The sequence below is a fragment of the Pseudoalteromonas atlantica genome (assembly GCF_043641955.1).
GTDB lineage: Bacteria > Pseudomonadota > Gammaproteobacteria > Enterobacterales > Alteromonadaceae > Pseudoalteromonas > Pseudoalteromonas atlantica_A.
The window spans coordinates 406,753-424,318 of sequence record NZ_JBHZRV010000001.1; the positions used below are offsets into that span (position 1 = coordinate 406,753).

18 protein-coding genes are annotated in these 17,566 nt (G+C 39.1%); 4 read left to right on the plus strand and 14 right to left on the minus strand.

Translation table 11 applies throughout. The features are described from left to right. Window positions 1-18: 18 nt before the first annotated feature. From ACHUE3_RS01685 to ACHUE3_RS01700, 4 genes are all read right to left on the minus strand, one after another. Entirely contained in the window at window positions 19-1,062 is a 1,044-nt protein-coding gene (locus ACHUE3_RS01685; RefSeq protein WP_394189544.1) for a patatin-like phospholipase family protein, read from the minus strand. 69 nt (window positions 1,063-1,131) lie between these two features. Beyond that, the gene (locus ACHUE3_RS01690; protein ID WP_394189546.1) at window positions 1,132-2,538 is read right to left on the minus strand and encodes an alanine/glycine:cation symporter family protein; all 1,407 of its coding nucleotides are present in this window, start codon (window positions 2,536-2,538) and stop codon (window positions 1,132-1,134) included. 135 nt (window positions 2,539-2,673) lie between these two features. After that, window positions 2,674-3,657 (minus strand): patatin-like phospholipase family protein, encoded by a 984-nt coding sequence (locus ACHUE3_RS01695; RefSeq protein ID WP_394189548.1) that lies wholly within the window; start codon window positions 3,655-3,657, stop codon window positions 2,674-2,676. A gap of 445 nt (window positions 3,658-4,102) precedes the next feature. Continuing rightward, window positions 4,103-4,870 carry a siderophore-interacting protein gene (locus tag ACHUE3_RS01700; RefSeq protein WP_394189550.1) on the minus strand — a complete coding sequence of 256 codons (768 nt, stop codon included), beginning with the start codon at window positions 4,868-4,870 and terminating at the stop codon, window positions 4,103-4,105. A gap of 271 nt (window positions 4,871-5,141) precedes the next feature. Between ACHUE3_RS01700 and ACHUE3_RS01705 the strand changes: the two genes are divergently transcribed. From ACHUE3_RS01705 to ACHUE3_RS01715, 3 genes are all read left to right on the plus strand, one after another. Then, window positions 5,142-5,570 carry a MarR family winged helix-turn-helix transcriptional regulator gene (locus ACHUE3_RS01705; protein WP_394189552.1) on the plus strand — a complete coding sequence of 143 codons (429 nt, stop codon included), beginning with the start codon at window positions 5,142-5,144 and terminating at the stop codon, window positions 5,568-5,570. Window positions 5,571-5,666: 96 nt separating this feature from the next. Next, window positions 5,667-6,080, plus strand: a complete 414-nt coding sequence (locus ACHUE3_RS01710; protein WP_058559405.1) for a LexA family protein — start codon at window positions 5,667-5,669, stop codon at window positions 6,078-6,080. Continuing rightward, window positions 6,068-7,330 (plus strand): Y-family DNA polymerase, encoded by a 1,263-nt coding sequence (locus ACHUE3_RS01715; protein ID WP_394189554.1) that lies wholly within the window; start codon window positions 6,068-6,070, stop codon window positions 7,328-7,330. The genes ACHUE3_RS01710 and ACHUE3_RS01715 overlap by 13 nt, the downstream gene beginning before the upstream one ends. On the opposite strand, the gene ACHUE3_RS01720 is transcribed toward ACHUE3_RS01715, so the two are convergent. The 6 genes from ACHUE3_RS01720 to ACHUE3_RS01745 all read right to left on the minus strand — a co-directional run bounded on the left by ACHUE3_RS01720 (window position 7,325) and on the right by ACHUE3_RS01745 (window position 9,604). Beyond that, entirely contained in the window at window positions 7,325-7,792 is a 468-nt protein-coding gene (locus tag ACHUE3_RS01720; protein WP_394189556.1) for a hypothetical protein, read from the minus strand. The genes ACHUE3_RS01715 and ACHUE3_RS01720 overlap by 6 nt on opposite strands. A gap of 89 nt (window positions 7,793-7,881) precedes the next feature. Beyond that, window positions 7,882-8,400, minus strand: a complete 519-nt coding sequence (locus tag ACHUE3_RS01725) for a DUF4240 domain-containing protein (RefSeq protein ID WP_394189558.1) — start codon at window positions 8,398-8,400, stop codon at window positions 7,882-7,884. After that, complete coding sequence (locus ACHUE3_RS01730; protein WP_394189560.1) at window positions 8,397-8,591, minus strand: YwbE family protein; 195 nt, start codon at window positions 8,589-8,591, stop codon at window positions 8,397-8,399. Before ACHUE3_RS01730 ends, ACHUE3_RS01725 begins: the two co-directional genes overlap by 4 nt. Before the next feature lie 57 nt (window positions 8,592-8,648). Next, on the minus strand, window positions 8,649-9,101 hold the full coding sequence (locus ACHUE3_RS01735; RefSeq protein WP_394189562.1) for a hypothetical protein: 453 nt from the start codon (window positions 9,099-9,101) through the stop codon (window positions 8,649-8,651). A gap of 7 nt (window positions 9,102-9,108) precedes the next feature. Further along, window positions 9,109-9,390 (minus strand): hypothetical protein, encoded by a 282-nt coding sequence (locus ACHUE3_RS01740; protein WP_394189564.1) that lies wholly within the window; start codon window positions 9,388-9,390, stop codon window positions 9,109-9,111. After that, on the minus strand, window positions 9,377-9,604 hold the full coding sequence (locus ACHUE3_RS01745; RefSeq protein WP_394189566.1) for a hypothetical protein: 228 nt from the start codon (window positions 9,602-9,604) through the stop codon (window positions 9,377-9,379). Before ACHUE3_RS01745 ends, ACHUE3_RS01740 begins: the two co-directional genes overlap by 14 nt. Window positions 9,605-9,706: 102 nt before the next feature. Between ACHUE3_RS01745 and ACHUE3_RS01750 the strand changes: the two genes are divergently transcribed. Beyond that, the gene (locus ACHUE3_RS01750) at window positions 9,707-10,507 is read left to right on the plus strand and encodes an ion transporter (protein WP_394190258.1); all 801 of its coding nucleotides are present in this window, start codon (window positions 9,707-9,709) and stop codon (window positions 10,505-10,507) included. A 28-nt stretch (window positions 10,508-10,535) separates the two neighbouring features. Here the strand turns inward: ACHUE3_RS01750 and ACHUE3_RS01755 are convergent, their stop codons facing one another. The 4 genes from ACHUE3_RS01755 to ACHUE3_RS01770 all read right to left on the minus strand — a co-directional run bounded on the left by ACHUE3_RS01755 (window position 10,536) and on the right by ACHUE3_RS01770 (window position 17,558). Further along, a complete protein-coding gene (locus ACHUE3_RS01755; RefSeq protein ID WP_394189568.1) occupies window positions 10,536-12,494 on the minus strand; it encodes a methyl-accepting chemotaxis protein in 1,959 nt (652 codons plus the stop codon). A 149-nt stretch (window positions 12,495-12,643) separates the two neighbouring features. After that, window positions 12,644-13,786 carry an aspartate-semialdehyde dehydrogenase gene (asd, locus tag ACHUE3_RS01760; protein WP_394189570.1) on the minus strand — a complete coding sequence of 381 codons (1,143 nt, stop codon included), beginning with the start codon at window positions 13,784-13,786 and terminating at the stop codon, window positions 12,644-12,646. 144 nt (window positions 13,787-13,930) lie between these two features. Further along, on the minus strand, window positions 13,931-14,734 hold the full coding sequence (locus ACHUE3_RS01765; RefSeq protein WP_394189572.1) for a polyphosphate kinase 2 family protein: 804 nt from the start codon (window positions 14,732-14,734) through the stop codon (window positions 13,931-13,933). A 130-nt stretch (window positions 14,735-14,864) separates the two neighbouring features. Next, window positions 14,865-17,558 carry a TonB-dependent receptor domain-containing protein gene (locus ACHUE3_RS01770; protein WP_394189574.1) on the minus strand — a complete coding sequence of 898 codons (2,694 nt, stop codon included), beginning with the start codon at window positions 17,556-17,558 and terminating at the stop codon, window positions 14,865-14,867. Window positions 17,559-17,566 lie beyond the last annotated feature (8 nt).

A 17,566-nucleotide genomic window follows, 5' to 3' on the forward strand; every position in this document is an offset into this window, starting at 1 on the left:
TTACCCTATCAATAATACCTAAGGATATGGAATGAGTTTTAACGTGTTGTTTAACTGTTTATCCAATGCTTCTGCTAATTTTTCGGTTTCGCTGAATACTGTGCGCCAGTATTTAATTCGTGTGTCGGCATCGAGATCTGTAAAGTCGGTTCTGTCTGGAATTTTTCCGTAAGGTAAGCCCGCGACAAATTCTTGTGATGGTGAAATCATGACTACGTTATCGTAATTTCCAGGGTCGACATTACGTTTTAAACTTTTATCGAACCACCCTGCTTTTGGCGTTGAGTTAAAGTGTGGATATAAAATTAAACCTGGATTATTTATCTTTAAATCAAAGTGGTAATCAATAATTCCGCCGTCGCGGTACATACCAGGTGGTGAGCCGGCGATATTTTTTATGCCTTGCATTACAAGGGGTATTGAACCCGATGCTAATAATGCATCTTTTAAATTATCAGTGGTTAAATCTAATTGTGTGGTTTTAAATTTATAACTGTCTTTAATAGTAAAATCACTGTTTGGCGCTTGGTATATAAAACGCTCATACTGCTTGGTTAAAAATCGGCGATGTACGCGATTACTCAAATAGCTTTTAGTTAAACCCAATAACTGTAATGCTTTTTTCTCACTTGCTACTAAACCATTTGATTTTGCTACAATAAAATGTGATTTAAAAACAGGGTTATTAATGATTTCAGCAACGCCGTTATCACCAAAAACCTCTTCAAGTAAGGCGCGAGCTTTTTGAGTTATTTCTTCTGAAGATGGTTTATTGGTTGAGTAACGAGTTTCACTGTACGATTTTGCTAACCGAGTTATGGCAGCTACTGGGTCTTTTTGTGAAAAACAGGCTGCACGAAAAGCACCGGCAGATGAACCAATTAAGTTTAATTGCTGTGTTCTACCTTTAAAAAATTCACCAAATAGGTATTTATCTAAACCAAATAAAGTAAACCATTTAGGCCCACCGCTTGCGCCTAAAAATGATGTAAATAGCTCAGGTTTTAAGCCTTGTTCGTTTATTATTCTTGCAGCCGTTTTGCCTGCATGTATCTCAATCATTCAATATCTTAGCTTTTACTTTAGCGTTTAAAGTGCATAGTTATGCAAATTAAAACTTATTATTATGGATTAATGCCAAATGCCTTTTTCTGTTTTACCCTGAATTTTAACCTTATCTGCGTTAAATTCTGGCTCTGCGTTTTGCGACCTTTGTTTATTATAATCAGCAGTTACTGCGAGTATTGTTGGCGTTAATATTATAATAGCAATTACATTAACGACAGTCATTAAGCCAAGTGCTACATCAGCTAATGACCATACTTCTTTTAATGTAGCCGATGCGCCCCAGAGCATCATTGATAAATACAACAAAGTATAAATACCGCGCCCGAGTTTGTTATCGAGTTTAAATAAGTGCAGGTTACTTTCAGCATATGCGTAGTTTGCAACAACCGAGGTAAAGGCAAATAAAGTAATGGCTGCAGCAACAAAATACACGCCGCCTTGCGCTAAATGCGCGGTCATAGCTTCTTGCGTTAGGCGTATACCTTCCATTTCTCCGCTAATATTTATATCAGCTAGTAATATGATCACGGCAGTACAACTACACAACACTATGGTGTCGAAAAATACTCCCAACATTTGAATATAACCTTGGGTAACGGGGTGGTTTGGAATTGGCGTTGCGCTTGCTGATGCATGGGGCACACTACCCGCACCCGCTTCGTTTGAATAAAGCCCGCGTTGTATACCGTTTTTAATGGCTGCGCCCATTGCGCCTGCACCCGCTTCTTGTAGGCCAAATGCTGATAAAAATATATCTTTAAGCATTGCAGGTACTTCGCTGATATTTATAACGGTTATGATCACTGCGGCTAATACAAACACAATGCCCATGATGGGCACAACGCGCTCTGCAAAACGGGCAATTGCTTTAAAGCCGCCGAGTATAATTGACCCCGCAAGAATAGTAATAATAATGCCAGAATAAAAGGTTGGAATTTCAAACGCGTAATTTAGTGCATCGGTTATGGTGTTTGTTTGCATTGCGCTAAAGGTAAAACCATAACCTAAGAATAAACACAGAGCAAAGGCGATTGCGAGTGTTTTACTGCCAATGCCTTGTTGAATATAATAGGCTGGCCCGCCTCTAAATTCGCCGTTACTATCACGTACTTTATATACTTGCCCTAATACGCTTTCGGCAAAGCCAGTGGCCATCCCTAAAATGGCAATCATCCACATCCAAAAAATTGCACCACTGCCGCCAAGTGATATAGCAACGGCAACTCCAGCTAAGTTACCGGTTCCTACACGAGCACTTAAGCCAGTGCAAAGTGCCTGAAATGAACTAATATCATCTTTGTTGCACTTACTGCTACCGCGCAATAATGAGAACATGTGCTTAAATTTTAAGATTTGAATAAGCTTTAAACGCACTGAAAACCAGATACCCGTAAACAACAAGATGTAAATGAGTATTTGCCCTTCACCCCACAAAAAGTTATTTATGGTGCCTACTATCAAATCGAACATACTTTGCCTTTATTATTTTTATGAAACAAAGAGGGAATATAAATTCTTTATTTAAGAATATTTAACTATATTCACTTTATCTTTATTTATAAAATACACAAGGCCTTTGTATAACATTTTGTTCATTAATAGGTATTAACCATACAGAGCTTGATCTGTCTGTGTTTGTTGGTATTGCTCAATTAAATATTGATTCCCTGCAGCTATACCTAATTTATAATCGTTTCGTAAATCACTGTTAGTACTGCCGAGTAATTTGCTGTGTAATTTACTATCCGCAAAAATTTGGATTATTTCGACATCTTCAGGCGGATTTTCAATAAATTTGAGTTCATCCAAATAAGCTTGTTCATGCTGTAATAAATAATCGATGGTTTTAGGGCAATAGCCTGATGCACATACAAACGTTCTCAGTTTATTTACCCATGCTGATTGCACCGGTAAACTAGCATCGACAGTACGAATAACAACTATCTTGCGTGCACCACGATTGTAGGCCTCTTTAACAGGCAACGGCGCAGCAAGCCCGCCATCTAAAAAGAAATCATCATTCGTAAAAGTACACTCTCTGCATTCTGATGCTTCATTTGCAGCGGGTTTATCAAGCCAAGGCGTTAATCTAACTCCTTGTTTATATAAAAAAGGTAAAGCACTTGAAGCTTTAAGTAAGTCTCGCCATTGCTTACCCTCACCAGTTGGGGTTAAAAAGTAGGGTTTACGATCACGTGAATTTGTAGCTGTGATCAGTAACTCTCTATTACCTAAACTTATTTTAGCCGTTTTAAAGTCCAGGGCACGGTTAAACTCAGTCGTTTTATCAAAGTACCAATCAAGATCCACAATACTTTTACCAAGAAGCCCTCTGCCAAGTTGAAAGAATTGTTTATGACGTGATAAACCACGAATAAGGCGTTTAGCATAGCCTTTTTGACGTGCTAAAAAACTCGTGAGGTTTTGTGAACCTGCCGATGTGCCGATAAATAAGTCGAATGGGTCGTATTGATGCTCAAGCCATGCATCAAGCACACCTGCTGTAAAAATTCCTCGCTGACCGCCCCCTTCAGCTATCAATGCTGTTTTATTGAAAGTTTTTTTGGATGTAGGGTCTTGAGATTTCACAGTGAGCCTTCCTTTAAATATGCTGCTTGGTTTATGCCTTCATTTTAATGAATTTTGTTAAAACGTTAAAATTGATTGTATGAATCTAATTGATTAATAAAATAGAACGATAAACCTTTGGCTTACCTCTGTTTTGATGTATAACTAGAGTAACAAGTACAAAATGTATGCTTGCTTAATTTAGCTATTATTTAATCTGCTTATGATTTCAAGGAGGTTGTGCCTGTGTTGGCTTTGGTATAGCCATTGGTAAAAAATAAACTCATCTATCCCGAGCACTCTAACTATCGTCTTAAGCTCATAGTTAATATTCGCAGAGCCGCTAATGGCTGATAGGCTTAATCCGAGTAACAAAAAGAGTATCGCCGCACGAGGTGATATCACAAAGTACCATTAATATATTTACCTCTACTGTGATTACATAGAGGTCATTTTTAATCAGCATTTAAGCATTTGATTGGCGCTGTTTTTCGACTTTTAAACCATCGGCTGTTATACCTTGTTTCCAATAGGCTGAGCACACAATATTTTCGCGTTCAATCGCAAAGCGTTCACCAACAAGGGTGTTTATTTGCCGAACTAATGAAGATTCAAGGGCCATAAACACTAACGGCTTAGTATGACTTTGGCTCAACTGGGCTATCACTGTATTAATTAAATCGGTGTTTGGTTGCTCGCTAACAAGCCAATTAACACGGTGATTACTTTGGGTTACATCGAGCTCAATAATATCCTGCTTATCTGGTACGTGAATAATAGCATTCACGGTAGCACTGGCTGGTAACTTCTGTAAGTAACCATTTATTGCATTAACGGAGGTTAAATCTCCTAACATTAGGTAATCTGATTGACTAAAGTCTGAGAGCTTTTTGGGCCCAGGCCCTGCAATACCTATGTTGTCACCCACTTTGGCACGCTTAGCCCAATTCGTTGCAATCCCGCTGTGTTGATTAATAACAAAATCCAAGCTGATTGCCCCGCTTTGTGAGTCTATTTCACGTATTGTGTATGAGCGCCTAACCGCAGGCTTATCCGCTTTAAGATCAAGTTCAACGTCGGTTTGCCCTTCATGAGGAAAGAGTACTTTTACATAAGCACCTTGTTGATCACGTGGAAAGTCTTCAAACTCCTCTGAGCCAACGACAATACGCATTAAATGCGGCGCTATTTGTGTGGTACTGATCACGTGTGCTCGACGTATTTTTTTACCCATGTTTACCTCCAATGATTTAGTACCAATCGGCTTATATATTTAACTATTCTAGCGAGCTAAATAAAGCGCTAACTGCGTTATAAATTTTTCAGGTAGAACAACTACATGTTAAAAATTTATACCTTGTTATCACGCCATTTATCTGTCGCTATAAATGCTCACTAACTTAACACGATTGGTATAATAATAATGATTGTTTGCACAACGCCCCATTGGTTGATAAAATCAACTATATACTTTTAATTGACTTTGTCAACTAACCAGGTGTTTCATGACACAACAAAATTTAGCCGCTACTTTATTTGCTCTTGCTCAAAGCTACCGTGTGACTGTACGAAATTCTATTAACGCTAACGAGTTAGGTATCAATGCATTGCATGTGCGTTGCTTGCATATTATTGCCCAAACACCTCATTGCACTGCAAACGATATTGTTCAGCAAACACAGCGTGATAAAGCTCAAATAGCACGTTTGATCAAAGAGTTACTAAAACTCGACTTAATATCTAAATGTGCCGATGAAAACGATAAACGCTGCTTTATCCTGTCATTCACCCAAACAGGCGAACAGCTATTACAAAAATTGCGTGCCGCTGAGCAAAGTGTTGATGCTTTACTATGCCAAGGGTTAGATCAAAGCCAAATTGATAATTTTTTGCATACAGCTAACACTATGATCAGCAATATAAAACATGAATAAAATAGGCCGTATGCGGTTGCGAAACTGATCTAACCCTTGGCATTTTAACCTGCTAAGCACTATACTGTACAAATATACAGTTAAGTGTGTTTTAGTATGCGTGTTATCCCAATTTATATCGAAGCTGGCGTGTGTGGATTTGAATCCCCCGCGGCCCAATACAAAGAGTTAGGCTTATCGCTTGATCAATTATTAATAAAACACCCAGATGCCACGTTTATCGGTGTTGCCTCTGGAGAGTCTATGCAAGGTGTGGGTATTTTTGATGGTGATTTACTGTTAGTTGACAGAGCTGAAGACGCCAAAAATGGCGATGTGATTGTTGCCAACTTAAATGGCTTATTTGTGTGTAAATTGCTTGATAGAACAAATGCACAATTATTGTCAGCGTCTCCTGCATATGGGCCTGTTCAGCTTTCAGCCGATGATGAATTTCAATTAGAAGGTGTAGTCACGCGCTCAATTCGTCTGCACCGTTTAAGTCCTGAGTTACACCAATGTATGCCTTAGTCGATGCGGTGTCATTTTATGCCAGTGCTGAAAAAGTGTTTGACCCCGCAATTAGAACAAAACCCGTGGTTGTATTAACCAACAACGATGGCTGTATTTGTGCCGTGTGCCCTATTGCCCGTAAGTTAAATATCCCTAAATTTCAGCCCTACTTTAAAGTAAAACACTTACTTGCTAAGCATAACGTGATTGTTCGTTCATCTAACTATGAGCTCTATGCCGACTTAAGCGACAAAATGATGAATGTGATCAGCCGTTTTTGTGATAACCAACATATTTATAGTATTGATGAATCGTTTTTACACTTTAACGGTTTTACACCCTTAATAAGAGATTGGCATCAGTATGGCCATCAGATCCGTCGTACTGTGTGGCAAGAAACTAAACTGCCTGTAGGTGTTGGCTTTGGGACAACTCCAACGCTTGCTAAGGCTGCGAATCATGCAGCCAAAAAGCTTGCAGGTTTTGATGGTGTAGCTGTTATTCATAACGAACACAGCCGTAACCATATACTCGCAATGATGGATGTAAGCGATGTATGGGGCGTGGGCAAACGGATTGCAAAAAAATTAAAATTAATGAATATACATTCAGCACTTGATTTGGCGCAACAAGAACCCCGGCGCATGAAAAGGCAATTTAGTGTGGTACTTGAGCGCACTGTTAACGAGCTTAACGGAGTAGCTTGTTTGAGCTGGGATGAAGTACGTCAAGATAAACGCGAAATATTTTCGACTCGCAGCTTTGGTAAACGGTTAACTGATCCGATTGCACTAAAAACAGCATTAGTCAGTCACTGCGTTACTGTTGGTAAAAAACTTCGTCAACAACGCTCTGTCACTCAACGGCTTTTATTGTTTGTTGCAAGCTCTGCACACGAACAAGTCTACTATAAAAAATCTTTGGTTTATGACTTTGCGACCCCAAGCTCTGATAGTTGCGTATTAGCCAGCGCTGTTAATCAGTTATTTGATCAACTCTACCAGCCTGGCATACAATTTTATAAGTGTGGTGTGGGGGCGTTAGAGTTAAGCTCTGTACAATTTCAACAACCGGATTTATTTGCTGTATCAAGAGATAATAGTAAACTTATGAACTGCTTAGATACCATAAACAAACGTTACGGCAGCAATACATTATCATTGGCAAGTCAGCAACAAACGCAGTCATGGCATATGAAACGTGAGTACTTATCACCCCACTACACAACTCGTTGGCATGCATTACCTAAAATAACATGTGACTTATAAACGTTGCTGCTCAAAGTTGCATAAAACATCCGTATTTTCAACAGTGTACTGTAGTTTATTGCCAGCCAAGAAACGCAATGTTTGGCTGCTATCAAGTGAGTCTTCTGGGTTGTCACATCGATCATGGCGAAGGGACATGGTTATACCTTCACTGGTGTATTTAAATTTAGTCGTGACTAAACAAAAATTGGGCACTTTATTGGTTTGTGTACCGTTATGTAAAGCGTTAAAAGTAATTCCACTGCCCAAACTGAAGCCAAGGTTAGTATTATTTTTGTTAATCCACTGCAGCTCACCACTAGCGCATAACTCACTCGTGCCAGTAGTTAATTTATAACTACCTAAATTGGCATTCAATAGTTTAACAAATTGGCTTTTATTACTAGGCAGTACACTTTTAGCATCACATAATTGTGAAAATAAAGCGAAAGCAATGATAAAAGCTATCTTCGAATAATGCATTAAATACCTACTTAAATAATCAATTGCTACAGTATGGTGTACCCGTTAAAATAAAAATAAAACAAGCTAACTTGTTTATAAAGTAAGAGTTACTGCCAGTATTTATCAAACAGTCGTGGATAAGCTAATTTTAAAAATTTAGGCTTATCTTTAAAACGTTTGCCCTTTGGCTGTTCGAGACCTGACGGAACAAAAGGTAACTCATCTTCGTTACGCTCTTCATAGAGTAAGCCAGCTATGAGATCGTATTCATCTAGGTAAGGGTATGGCTGTTCGTTTAAATGATAAACGGGAGTACAATCAGCCAAAGAGTCGGGGTTTTCAATTGCTGTGTTAAAAGCACTTTCACCACGCGAGATTAACCAGCACCGAAACTCTGAAAAACCATACTCATCATTACACCCTGCCATCACAAACGCTGCACCATATAATTCCCACGTATAACTTTTACGCATGCAAAGGCTAAAATGCTTATCAAACGAAATCAGGCTATCGTCATCTAAATCAGCAAGTAACTGTTTTAAACGTTGAGTAACCGATTCGGGATCAGCTGTTTTGTCATCAACGGTGACTAATCGCCAAAAGTCAGACTCTGTAAATTCATTCATGAAACAATCTCTTTAACACGGCCTACTTGGCCGTCTTCTAACTGCACTTTAATACCATGAGGATGATTTGGTGATTTAGTTAATAAACGCGAAACAATGCCGTTAGTTAATGTGCCACTTCGCTGATCTTGCTTTAAAACGATGTTGACTTCAGTGCCTAGGGAAATTTCAGAACGAGTAGGTACAGCCATAATATATCTCTTTTACTATTTTGCTAGATTATAACTGTATGTGAAAACTATACCAAATTAAACGAGGCTAATAATGATCGCTTCGCGTTCACTCGCTGTTAAAATTGAGGCCAAATGCAACTCAATGTCGCACGCTTTACCAATTATTTGAAAATCAAAGCCTTGGCCATTGTTATCAAGTATACAACTAAGGTAATTGTCTGCGATTGTAATTTGGCTGATTCGAGTAATATCAACCTCAGATACTTTTTGTATAGGTGCCTGTTTTACAATTAGCTGGTTGTTGTCTCTGGTAATAGCATTCGCAAGCGAATGTTGCTCTATAAACTTTGCACTATAACGACGAGAAAAAGCCCAAAATGCGATTGCGATGACAAACCCATTACTAAAAACAGGTATAGGAGTGCCATTAGGTGACATAGTGACTTGATAAATACCTAAAATAAAAAAAACAAAAGCCAGCGACAATAAGCTACGTTGTTTTTTCTTGTGAGTTAAGTTTGATAACATGAGTACCTTACACTGCTAAAAAATTAATTGTCTGAGGCTTTAAACCCACGATTTGAAGCTGCTCGGTTAACTCTCTCTCAATAGAGGATAATAACTGTTGGCTCTTTGCTTGGGTGAGTGCGAGCTCATCAATAAAAAAACACGTAACTTGTAATGTATTCTCTGGCTTTTTCAAATTAATCGTATGCGTAAGGTGACTAAAGTAGCGGTGCGTGTCTTTTATATTTTCGCAGGCAATGGTCAGTACTTTGCGAAGTGTATTATCTAGTCGTTTTTCAGTTTTTGTCATTTTTAGATGCTTGCTCGTTTGCCCTATTATTTTTGTATTCGTCGTAACCGCTTTCTTGGCGCTTTACACATTCATGGTACTCTTTATCGGCCATGTAGTTACATTCGTTTAATCGCGCTGATTGAATCTCATGATAACGACTGTCCGATGTACAACCCGATAAAAAAAGTACAAATAAAACACTAAGTAACAACTTCAGTGTATTGAAAACCATTAAAAATTCCTTACATTTTATGCCGAAAAAATAATTCATCTGACGTGATTTTGCTGTATATTGCACACGTTTTGAATTAATTACCGTTAAGGCCGAATTATGATGTTGTCGCAGTTACAAGAGCTGTTCCAGCGTATCGATAAAAGTAAAATATTTCAATCATTTGTTATTGCCGTTATTGTGATATCCGCGCTAACTGTAGGCGCTCACACTTATTCTTTACACCCTACAGCAGAGCTTGCTTTGCATTGGATGGATATAGGGATCACTGTATTTTTTCTTATTGAACTCGTTATCCGCTACATTGCCAGTAAAGGTATTAAAGATTTTTTCTCCAAGGGTTGGAACATTTTTGACTTTATTATTGTAGTAGGTAGTTTATACCCGGCAGCAGGCTCAACTATATTTATCGCTCGGTTACTCAGAATATTCCGCGTACTGCGTTTAGTTTCAATGATCCCTGAGTTACGTTTATTGGTAAATTCGTTACTAAAAGCGATTCCACAAATGGGTTATATCGCCTTGCTCATGTTCGTGATCTTCTATATATATGCCGCGATGGGCAGTATGCTATTTGCTGAAATAAACCCTGTTCTATGGGGCGATGTATCTATCTCGATGCTGACATTATTCAGAGTTGCAACCTTTGAAGATTGGACCGATGTGATGTATGAAACCATGGTGGTTTATAAGTTGAGCTGGATCTTTTACCTAACGTTTATCTTTTTAACTGCATTTGTATTTTTAAATATGATGGTTGGCGCTATTTTAGAAGTGATGTCTGAAGAGCACCGTAACGCCCGTGAAGAAAAAGCTGGTACAAACTCATTACCTGCAACTCAAGGGCAAGTGAACGAACTTAAGCAGCAACTCGATGAATTAAAGGCACTCCTCAAGAAGTAATAAAATAAGGTGATATGTATTTATCACCTTATACTTTGAACTTCCCAACAAGGGCTGTCAACGTATCAGATAATACATTGAGCTTGTCACCATTTTCACTAGTGCTGGTGGCAATCTCACTCACATCATCCGCTGCGTTTTTAATTTCTATTACATTTCGGTTGATGTCTTCTGCAACATGTTGCTGCTCCTCGGCAGCTGTTGCTATTTGAGTATTTAAATCACTGATAGTGACAATTGATTCAGTAATTTCAGTAAACTGCTGTTGCGCTGACTGAGATAAGCCCACTGTTTTTTCAGTACGTTCTAAGCTTTTCTTCATCTCACTTGAAACCTGGCCTGACATTGTTCTTAATTTATCTAATTGACCAGCAATTTCCTCTGTTGATTCAGACGTACGTTGAGATAATGCCCTCACTTCATCAGCCACTACAGCAAAGCCTCGACCATGCTCACCAGCACGAGCAGCTTCTATAGCGGCGTTAAGCGCAAGTAAATTAGTTTGCTCAGCAATCCCCCTTATTACGCTTAAAATAGACATAATGTTTTCGCTTTCGGCATCCAACTGTGAAATGTCTGAGGTTGCCTTTGTGATCACATCACTTAATGATGCAACACTTTGCACTGTTTCTGTTATTACAGACTGACCAATCTCAGAGGCTTTTTGTGTTTGCATGGCTAAGTCAGCCGCATTTGCACAACTAGCTGAAACCTCATTCGCAGTTGCAGCCATTTCGTTTATCGCTGTCGCCGCCATTTCAAGGGCCTGTTGTTGCTGTGATGTGGAGCTTGTTAATTGCGATGCCTCTGATGATGTTTGCAACGATGTGTCACTTACCTTTTGTGCACATTCGTTGATCTGTTTTACTAGATCAGCAATAAGATTAAGAAATAAATTAAAACTATTCGCTAACTTAGCTGTTTCATCTTTTGTTTTAATTGAAAGCCGTTGCGTTAAATCTCCACCCCCGCGAGAAATTTCAGTTAAACCATCACTTACTTCTACAATAGGCGAAGAAATTAATTTCGCGATATAGCTCGCCATAAAAATAAAAACAGCGATCAGTACAGCACTAATAAATAAAATATAAAGGGTGATTGTATTTGCTGCGCTCATTACTTCAGAGTTTTCAACTAACGCAATAAACTTCCACCCTAAATTACGAGATGTATATATATTGGCAAGGTAATCGGTATTATTAAGCGTAAGCTCAAACTGGCCTGACTTATTATTAGCTAATGCTTGATACTTACCACCAGCAACCTCGGATAATTGCTTAAATCGGTAATCATTATTTTTAGGGTCAACTAAAATAGTTCCATTATCTTCGATCAGCATTAAGTAACCAGTTTCACCTAGTTTAATATCTGCAATAATATCCGTAAGACCGTTTAATGATACATCCATCCCTTGAACGCCGACAATATTGCCATTGTCTTTAATCGCCTTGACAGTAGATACGATTACCATATCGTCTATAGCCCAGTAATAGGCGTTAGTACGAATGGTTTCACCATTCGCTTGAACCGCAGTTATATACCAAGGCCGCTCTCGTGGGTCGTAACGCGCATTAACTTCACCCTGTGGCCACTGTATGTATCCTCCTTGTTCATTTCCCATATAAATATAAGCTAATCCAGGGTGAGTCAGACCGAAATGATCGAACGCTTTAAAAACCTCCTGTTCAGTAGTGCTTTGCTCAAGATGATTAAGGGCAACAGAGGTAGTGGCGTCCATGTGAGTTTTCACATTTTGTTGAGCTTGAAGAATACGAGGATCAGATGCAAGAAAATCGACGTTTTTAGCAATTTCAGTAAAAAACATCACAATCGCATTGTCAATTTGCGTTGCTTCACGCTGACTTAATAACGCAAAGTTATCATGAGCTTGTTGGCGAGTTTGTGTAATGACTAATACGGCAATAATGAATAAAGGCAATACTATTGCTGAAGCAAAAGAGAGCTTCAGTTTTTTAGAAATATTCATAAAAAAAACCTAAAGAACTTTCTAAAAATATAGTGCTTAAGTTGCTATTGAGCAAATAATACAAAGGTTAAATATGTAAAAATGATAAAAGCTGAGGAAAAGTAATAAAAAGACCAGCAAAAGCTGGCCTCAGCAATAACTCGTAAAAATTAACAGTCTTTAGCAACAATAATTCGTAGCATACGGCGTAAAGGCTCTGCAGCACCCCACAGTAATTGGTCACCTACAGTGAACGCACTAATATATTCTGGCCCCATAGATAGTTTACGGATGCGACCTATTGGAATATCAAGCGTGCCCGTTACTTTTACAGGTGTTAAATCAGTGGCAGTAATATCACGCTCGTTAGGTACGACTTTAACCCACTCGTTGTGAGAGGCTAAGATCTCTTCTACTTTTTCAACGCTGATATCTTCACGTAATTTGATGGTCATAGCTTGTGAATGACAACGCATCGCACCAATACGAACACATAAACCATCTACAGGTATTGGTTGCTTAGATGAACCTAAAATTTTATTTGCTTCTACTTGCGCTTTCCACTCTTCTTTTGATTGCCCAGATGGCATTGGCACATCAATCCACGGAATTAAACTGCCAGCTAATGGCACACCGAATTGATCTTGTGGTAAATCGCTTGAAGCAATTTGCTCAGTTACCAGCTTATCAATTTCTAAAATGGCAGCTTGCGGGTCAGCAAGTTTATCAGCAACACTTGCGTGAATAGAGCCCATTTGAGCAATGAGCTCTTTCATGTTGCGAGCGCCTGCACCTGATGCAGCTTGGTAAGTCATAGGGCTTACCCATTCGATCAAGTCTTGCTCAAACAAACCACCTAAGGCAAGTAACATTAATGAAACCGTGCAGTTACCACCTACGTAGGTTTTGACACCCTGTTCAAGGCCTTGCTCGATTACGTCTTTATTAACTGGATCGAGCACAATTATGCTATCGTCGCTCATGCGCAGAACTGAAGCTGCATCAATCCAATAGCCATTCCAACCTGACTCTCTAAGTTGTGGGTAGACTGCTTTAGTGTAATCACCACCTTGGCACGTAATTACAATGTCCATTTTAGCAAGTTCTTCAATGCTAGTAGCATCAAGTAAAGGTTTAGCTGTCCCTGCAATGTCAGGTCCTAATTGACCAGCTTGTGAGGTTGTAAAAAAAGTGGTGTCAATATTGGCAAAATCCTTTTCTTGCTGCATACGTTCTAATAACACTGAGCCAACCATGCCCCGCCAACCGACTAATCCTACTTTTTTCATTGTTTGTTCCACTGTTTGAGTCATAAGAAATACCTAATACGTTAAAAATTAAAATTCATTGCGTGAGATTTAATTTTTAGCTACTTCAATCTAGCATTGCAGTAAATGCAAAACCAGCAATAGTCATAGAACATAAAAATATTTCATATTGATTCTGTAACTTAAACATCAATCAATGGTTATATCCTCTAAATTGGGATCTAAACTAGGCGGTGTAATATCTATTCCTTTGCGTAATTGCTTAACCACCGTTTTTAACACTTCTATGCGAGCATACCATTTGTACTGCGCAGCAATAGCATGCCATGGGGCTGCAATAGTGTCGGTATTAGCAAACATTTCGTTTATGGCAGTGACATATTCACTTCTTTTTTCGCGATTACGGATATCTTCACTGGTTAATTTCCAGCGTTTATAAGGGTCTTGCAAACGACCTTCAAAGCGTTTGAGTTGCTCTTCACTACTGATATTTAAAAACAACTTAACAATACGTACATCGTCATCTATTAATAAGCGTTCGAATTCATTAATCTCTTGATACGCGCGCTGCCATTGCTCGTCACTCGCAAATCCCTCCACACGCTCAACTAAAACACGCCCATAATATGAACGGTCAAAGATGGCAATGGTTCCTGTAGCTGGTAGCTTAGTCATAAAGCGATAAAGGTAATGTTTTCCTTGTTCCTGAGGCGTTGGCGCAGCTATCGGATAAACACTAAACCCTCTAGGGTCTAAACGCTGAGTTAAACGCCTGATTGCACCTCCTTTACCTGCTGCGTCCCACCCCTCTAAAACAATAATAGCTCGCCGCCCTTGATGAAAATAGGCCTGCTGAACATGCAGTAATTCAATTTGCCAACGTTTTAACTCTTGTTTATAGGTTTTTTTATCTTTAATGCTAGGCCACTGTTGTTCTGGGTTATCTAGCTGTAATGTTGGTTCTCTTAGTTTGATTGTACTAACTGTGTGCACAACAATTCCTTATGAATTGGCGTATTTAAGTTAAAATTAGCATAACAAACGAGAAGGCAAAAAAAAGCCCTACGTAAGTAGGGCAATTGTAGTTAGGTTTTTTATATTTGCCTTCCTGGGCGGAACAAACTTAAAACTCGTAAGAGTAAGAAACACTAAATTTGGTGCCTTCTTCTTTTTTCCATAAAGTAAGTCCTTCTTGCTCAATTGTTTTATCTTGGCCAAGAATATTTTCTACTTTAAACTTCACTTTACTATTGAAGTTAGGGAAATAAGAATAAACTAAATCTAATGAATGGAATGCTTGCTCTTGCGCATCTTCATTACCACGTGTACCTGGTACGATAATACGCGGGCCAAATACGTTATACACTAATGATGTTGAATGAAAACCATCGTCAGAGTCATAACCCATTTGTAAGTTAGTTACCCATTCTGAGTGACCAACTAAGCGACGCTCGTTATTTGTCACGATGTTAGACACTGAATCTGCTTCTAACGCAGCTTTTAGCTGTTGTTCAAACAAAGAGTCTGCACCGTCTGAGTCATCAATTCCTAAATCAACTTTCGAGTCAGAGATAGTTAAGTTACCTGAGACGAATATATTAGCCAGTGATGAATCAATAAAGCTAAAGTCAGATAAAAAATCAAACTCTATACCCGTTAGTTCGCCGGATTCTGCATTGGCTGTTAATAATTGAGGCGCTGCGCCACCAACAGCTGCAAGTTCAACCATTTCAATTGGGTTCTCAATGTCTTTATGAAAAAGTGCCACTGAGAAATTATTACCCGATTGCATATACCACTCGAATCTAAAATCAATATTTTTTAGTTTAGAGCTTTGTAAACTAGGCGAACCGCGAACTAAAAACTCCGTTAACGGGTCAACATAATACGTTGAGCTAACGTCACGCATATCAGGGCGAATTGTTGTTTCACTTAAGTTTAAGCGGAACTGCATTTCATCATCCATAATGTATGTCACAGCAAATGACGGGAATAAGTCGTCATCTTTTACAGCTACATCAACGATTTCATCGGTTGTTGCATCAAATAGATTGCTGTGTGCTTTGAATGGGATAGATACTTGGGTAAAATCTTCCCAACGAACACCGCCTGTGAAACGCCAGGTGTTATCTAAGAAAAAATCAGCCATAAAGTAATAAGCATCAAGCTTATTAGCAGCGGTATACTTGTCACCGTCAGCTGTTCTATCATCAAAAATTCCTGCACCTGTAGAGCTTGCATAGAAATCATCGTTGTTAATATTATCATTAGCAAAAATTTCATCTAAGCGCGAACCAAATGTATACTCGTCAGCGATACCACGGTGCGTTATACCAAAGCGTGTATTTGCAGCATCACGCGATTTTTCAGAGAAATCTCCACCGGCTTTTAACTCAAGTTCATAGCCATCACCATAAAACGGCATGCCCATATTCCAACCCCATGTATCCACTTTATCATGCAGGTTTTGGAATTCACGGCTTAAGTTAGTGGCTGAAACATCTTGCAGCTGCTCTGATACATATACACCATCATCGTAATTACGTTGAAAAACAGCATCTACCATACCTGGCGCATTTCGGTTTGCACGGCTGGTGCCGGCATACCAATCAACGAATAAGTTATTATACTCGGCAAAGTTATGCGTGCCTTTTAGCTGGCTAGCAAACATTTCTCGCTCTTCATACACCACGTCAACCCGACGTAAGTCACGTACACCATCTTCAGTTTCATTGGCATCATAGAAGTTACGATCACGAACACGGTCACGCATATCATGTAAAGCAATATTAGTTAGTTCAACTTTATGATTAGAACTAAACTCATACCCTAGATTTAACGTTCCACTCCAGCGAACATTTTGTTCAGTAGATGTACCGTCATAATATTGCGCAAAGCACTTATCTTCACAGCCTAAACTACCTAGATTTGTGCCGTTTTCCTCTTTGCTTACTTCCCACTCATTTTCATAAGATACAGCAGCAAGTACACCAAACGTACCTAAATCACTATCAAAGCGATCACCCAGTGAAATTGAAAAATCGATTTCAGGCGGTACATCTTTCTCTGTTGGTCCAATATTCCAGTCAAGCGAAGACATCAACGCTTTACGCTCTTCTAAAGTGGTGTCTAAATTACCCTCTATACCATCAGCTGCGAAGGCATTTTTAAACTGTTGAGGTAATCCACGAGTTCCATCGTCACGACCCATCCAATCATCGTCACCACCTTCATAAAAATAACCTGTTTCACTGTTATTTGTATCGTAAGAGGTGCCTACTTCAACTTTAAACAAGAAATCACTTGGAATTGACTTGGTTCTGATATTGACATTACCACCACCAAAATGCGCAGGCATATCCGGTGAAAATGATTTTTGTACACTTAGACTTTCAATAATGTCTGCTGGAAATAAGTCTAATGGTACAACCGAGCGAGTTGGATCCGGGCTGGGAACATACATACCATTTAACTGCGTACTTGAGTAACGCTCACCCAAACCGCGTACGTAAATAAACTTGCCATCAACAAGTGTCAAACCTGTTACACGGCGTAGTGCAGCAGCGGCATCACCATCACCCGTACGTGAGATTTGATCAGCCCCCATAATGTCCGCAACAAACGCTTGGTTTTGACGCTCTTGAAGTACAGCACCCGCACTTCCTTTTAAACGTTGACCAACTGCGACCACTTCTTCTATTGCTTGGTCTGATTCCTGCTCTGCGTGAGCTGAGTGGATAGACAAACCTAAAATAGCAGCAACAACTGCTTGATTTAGCTTTGAACGACCAAGTTTAGAGAGGTTAAAAGAATTCATTATTATAC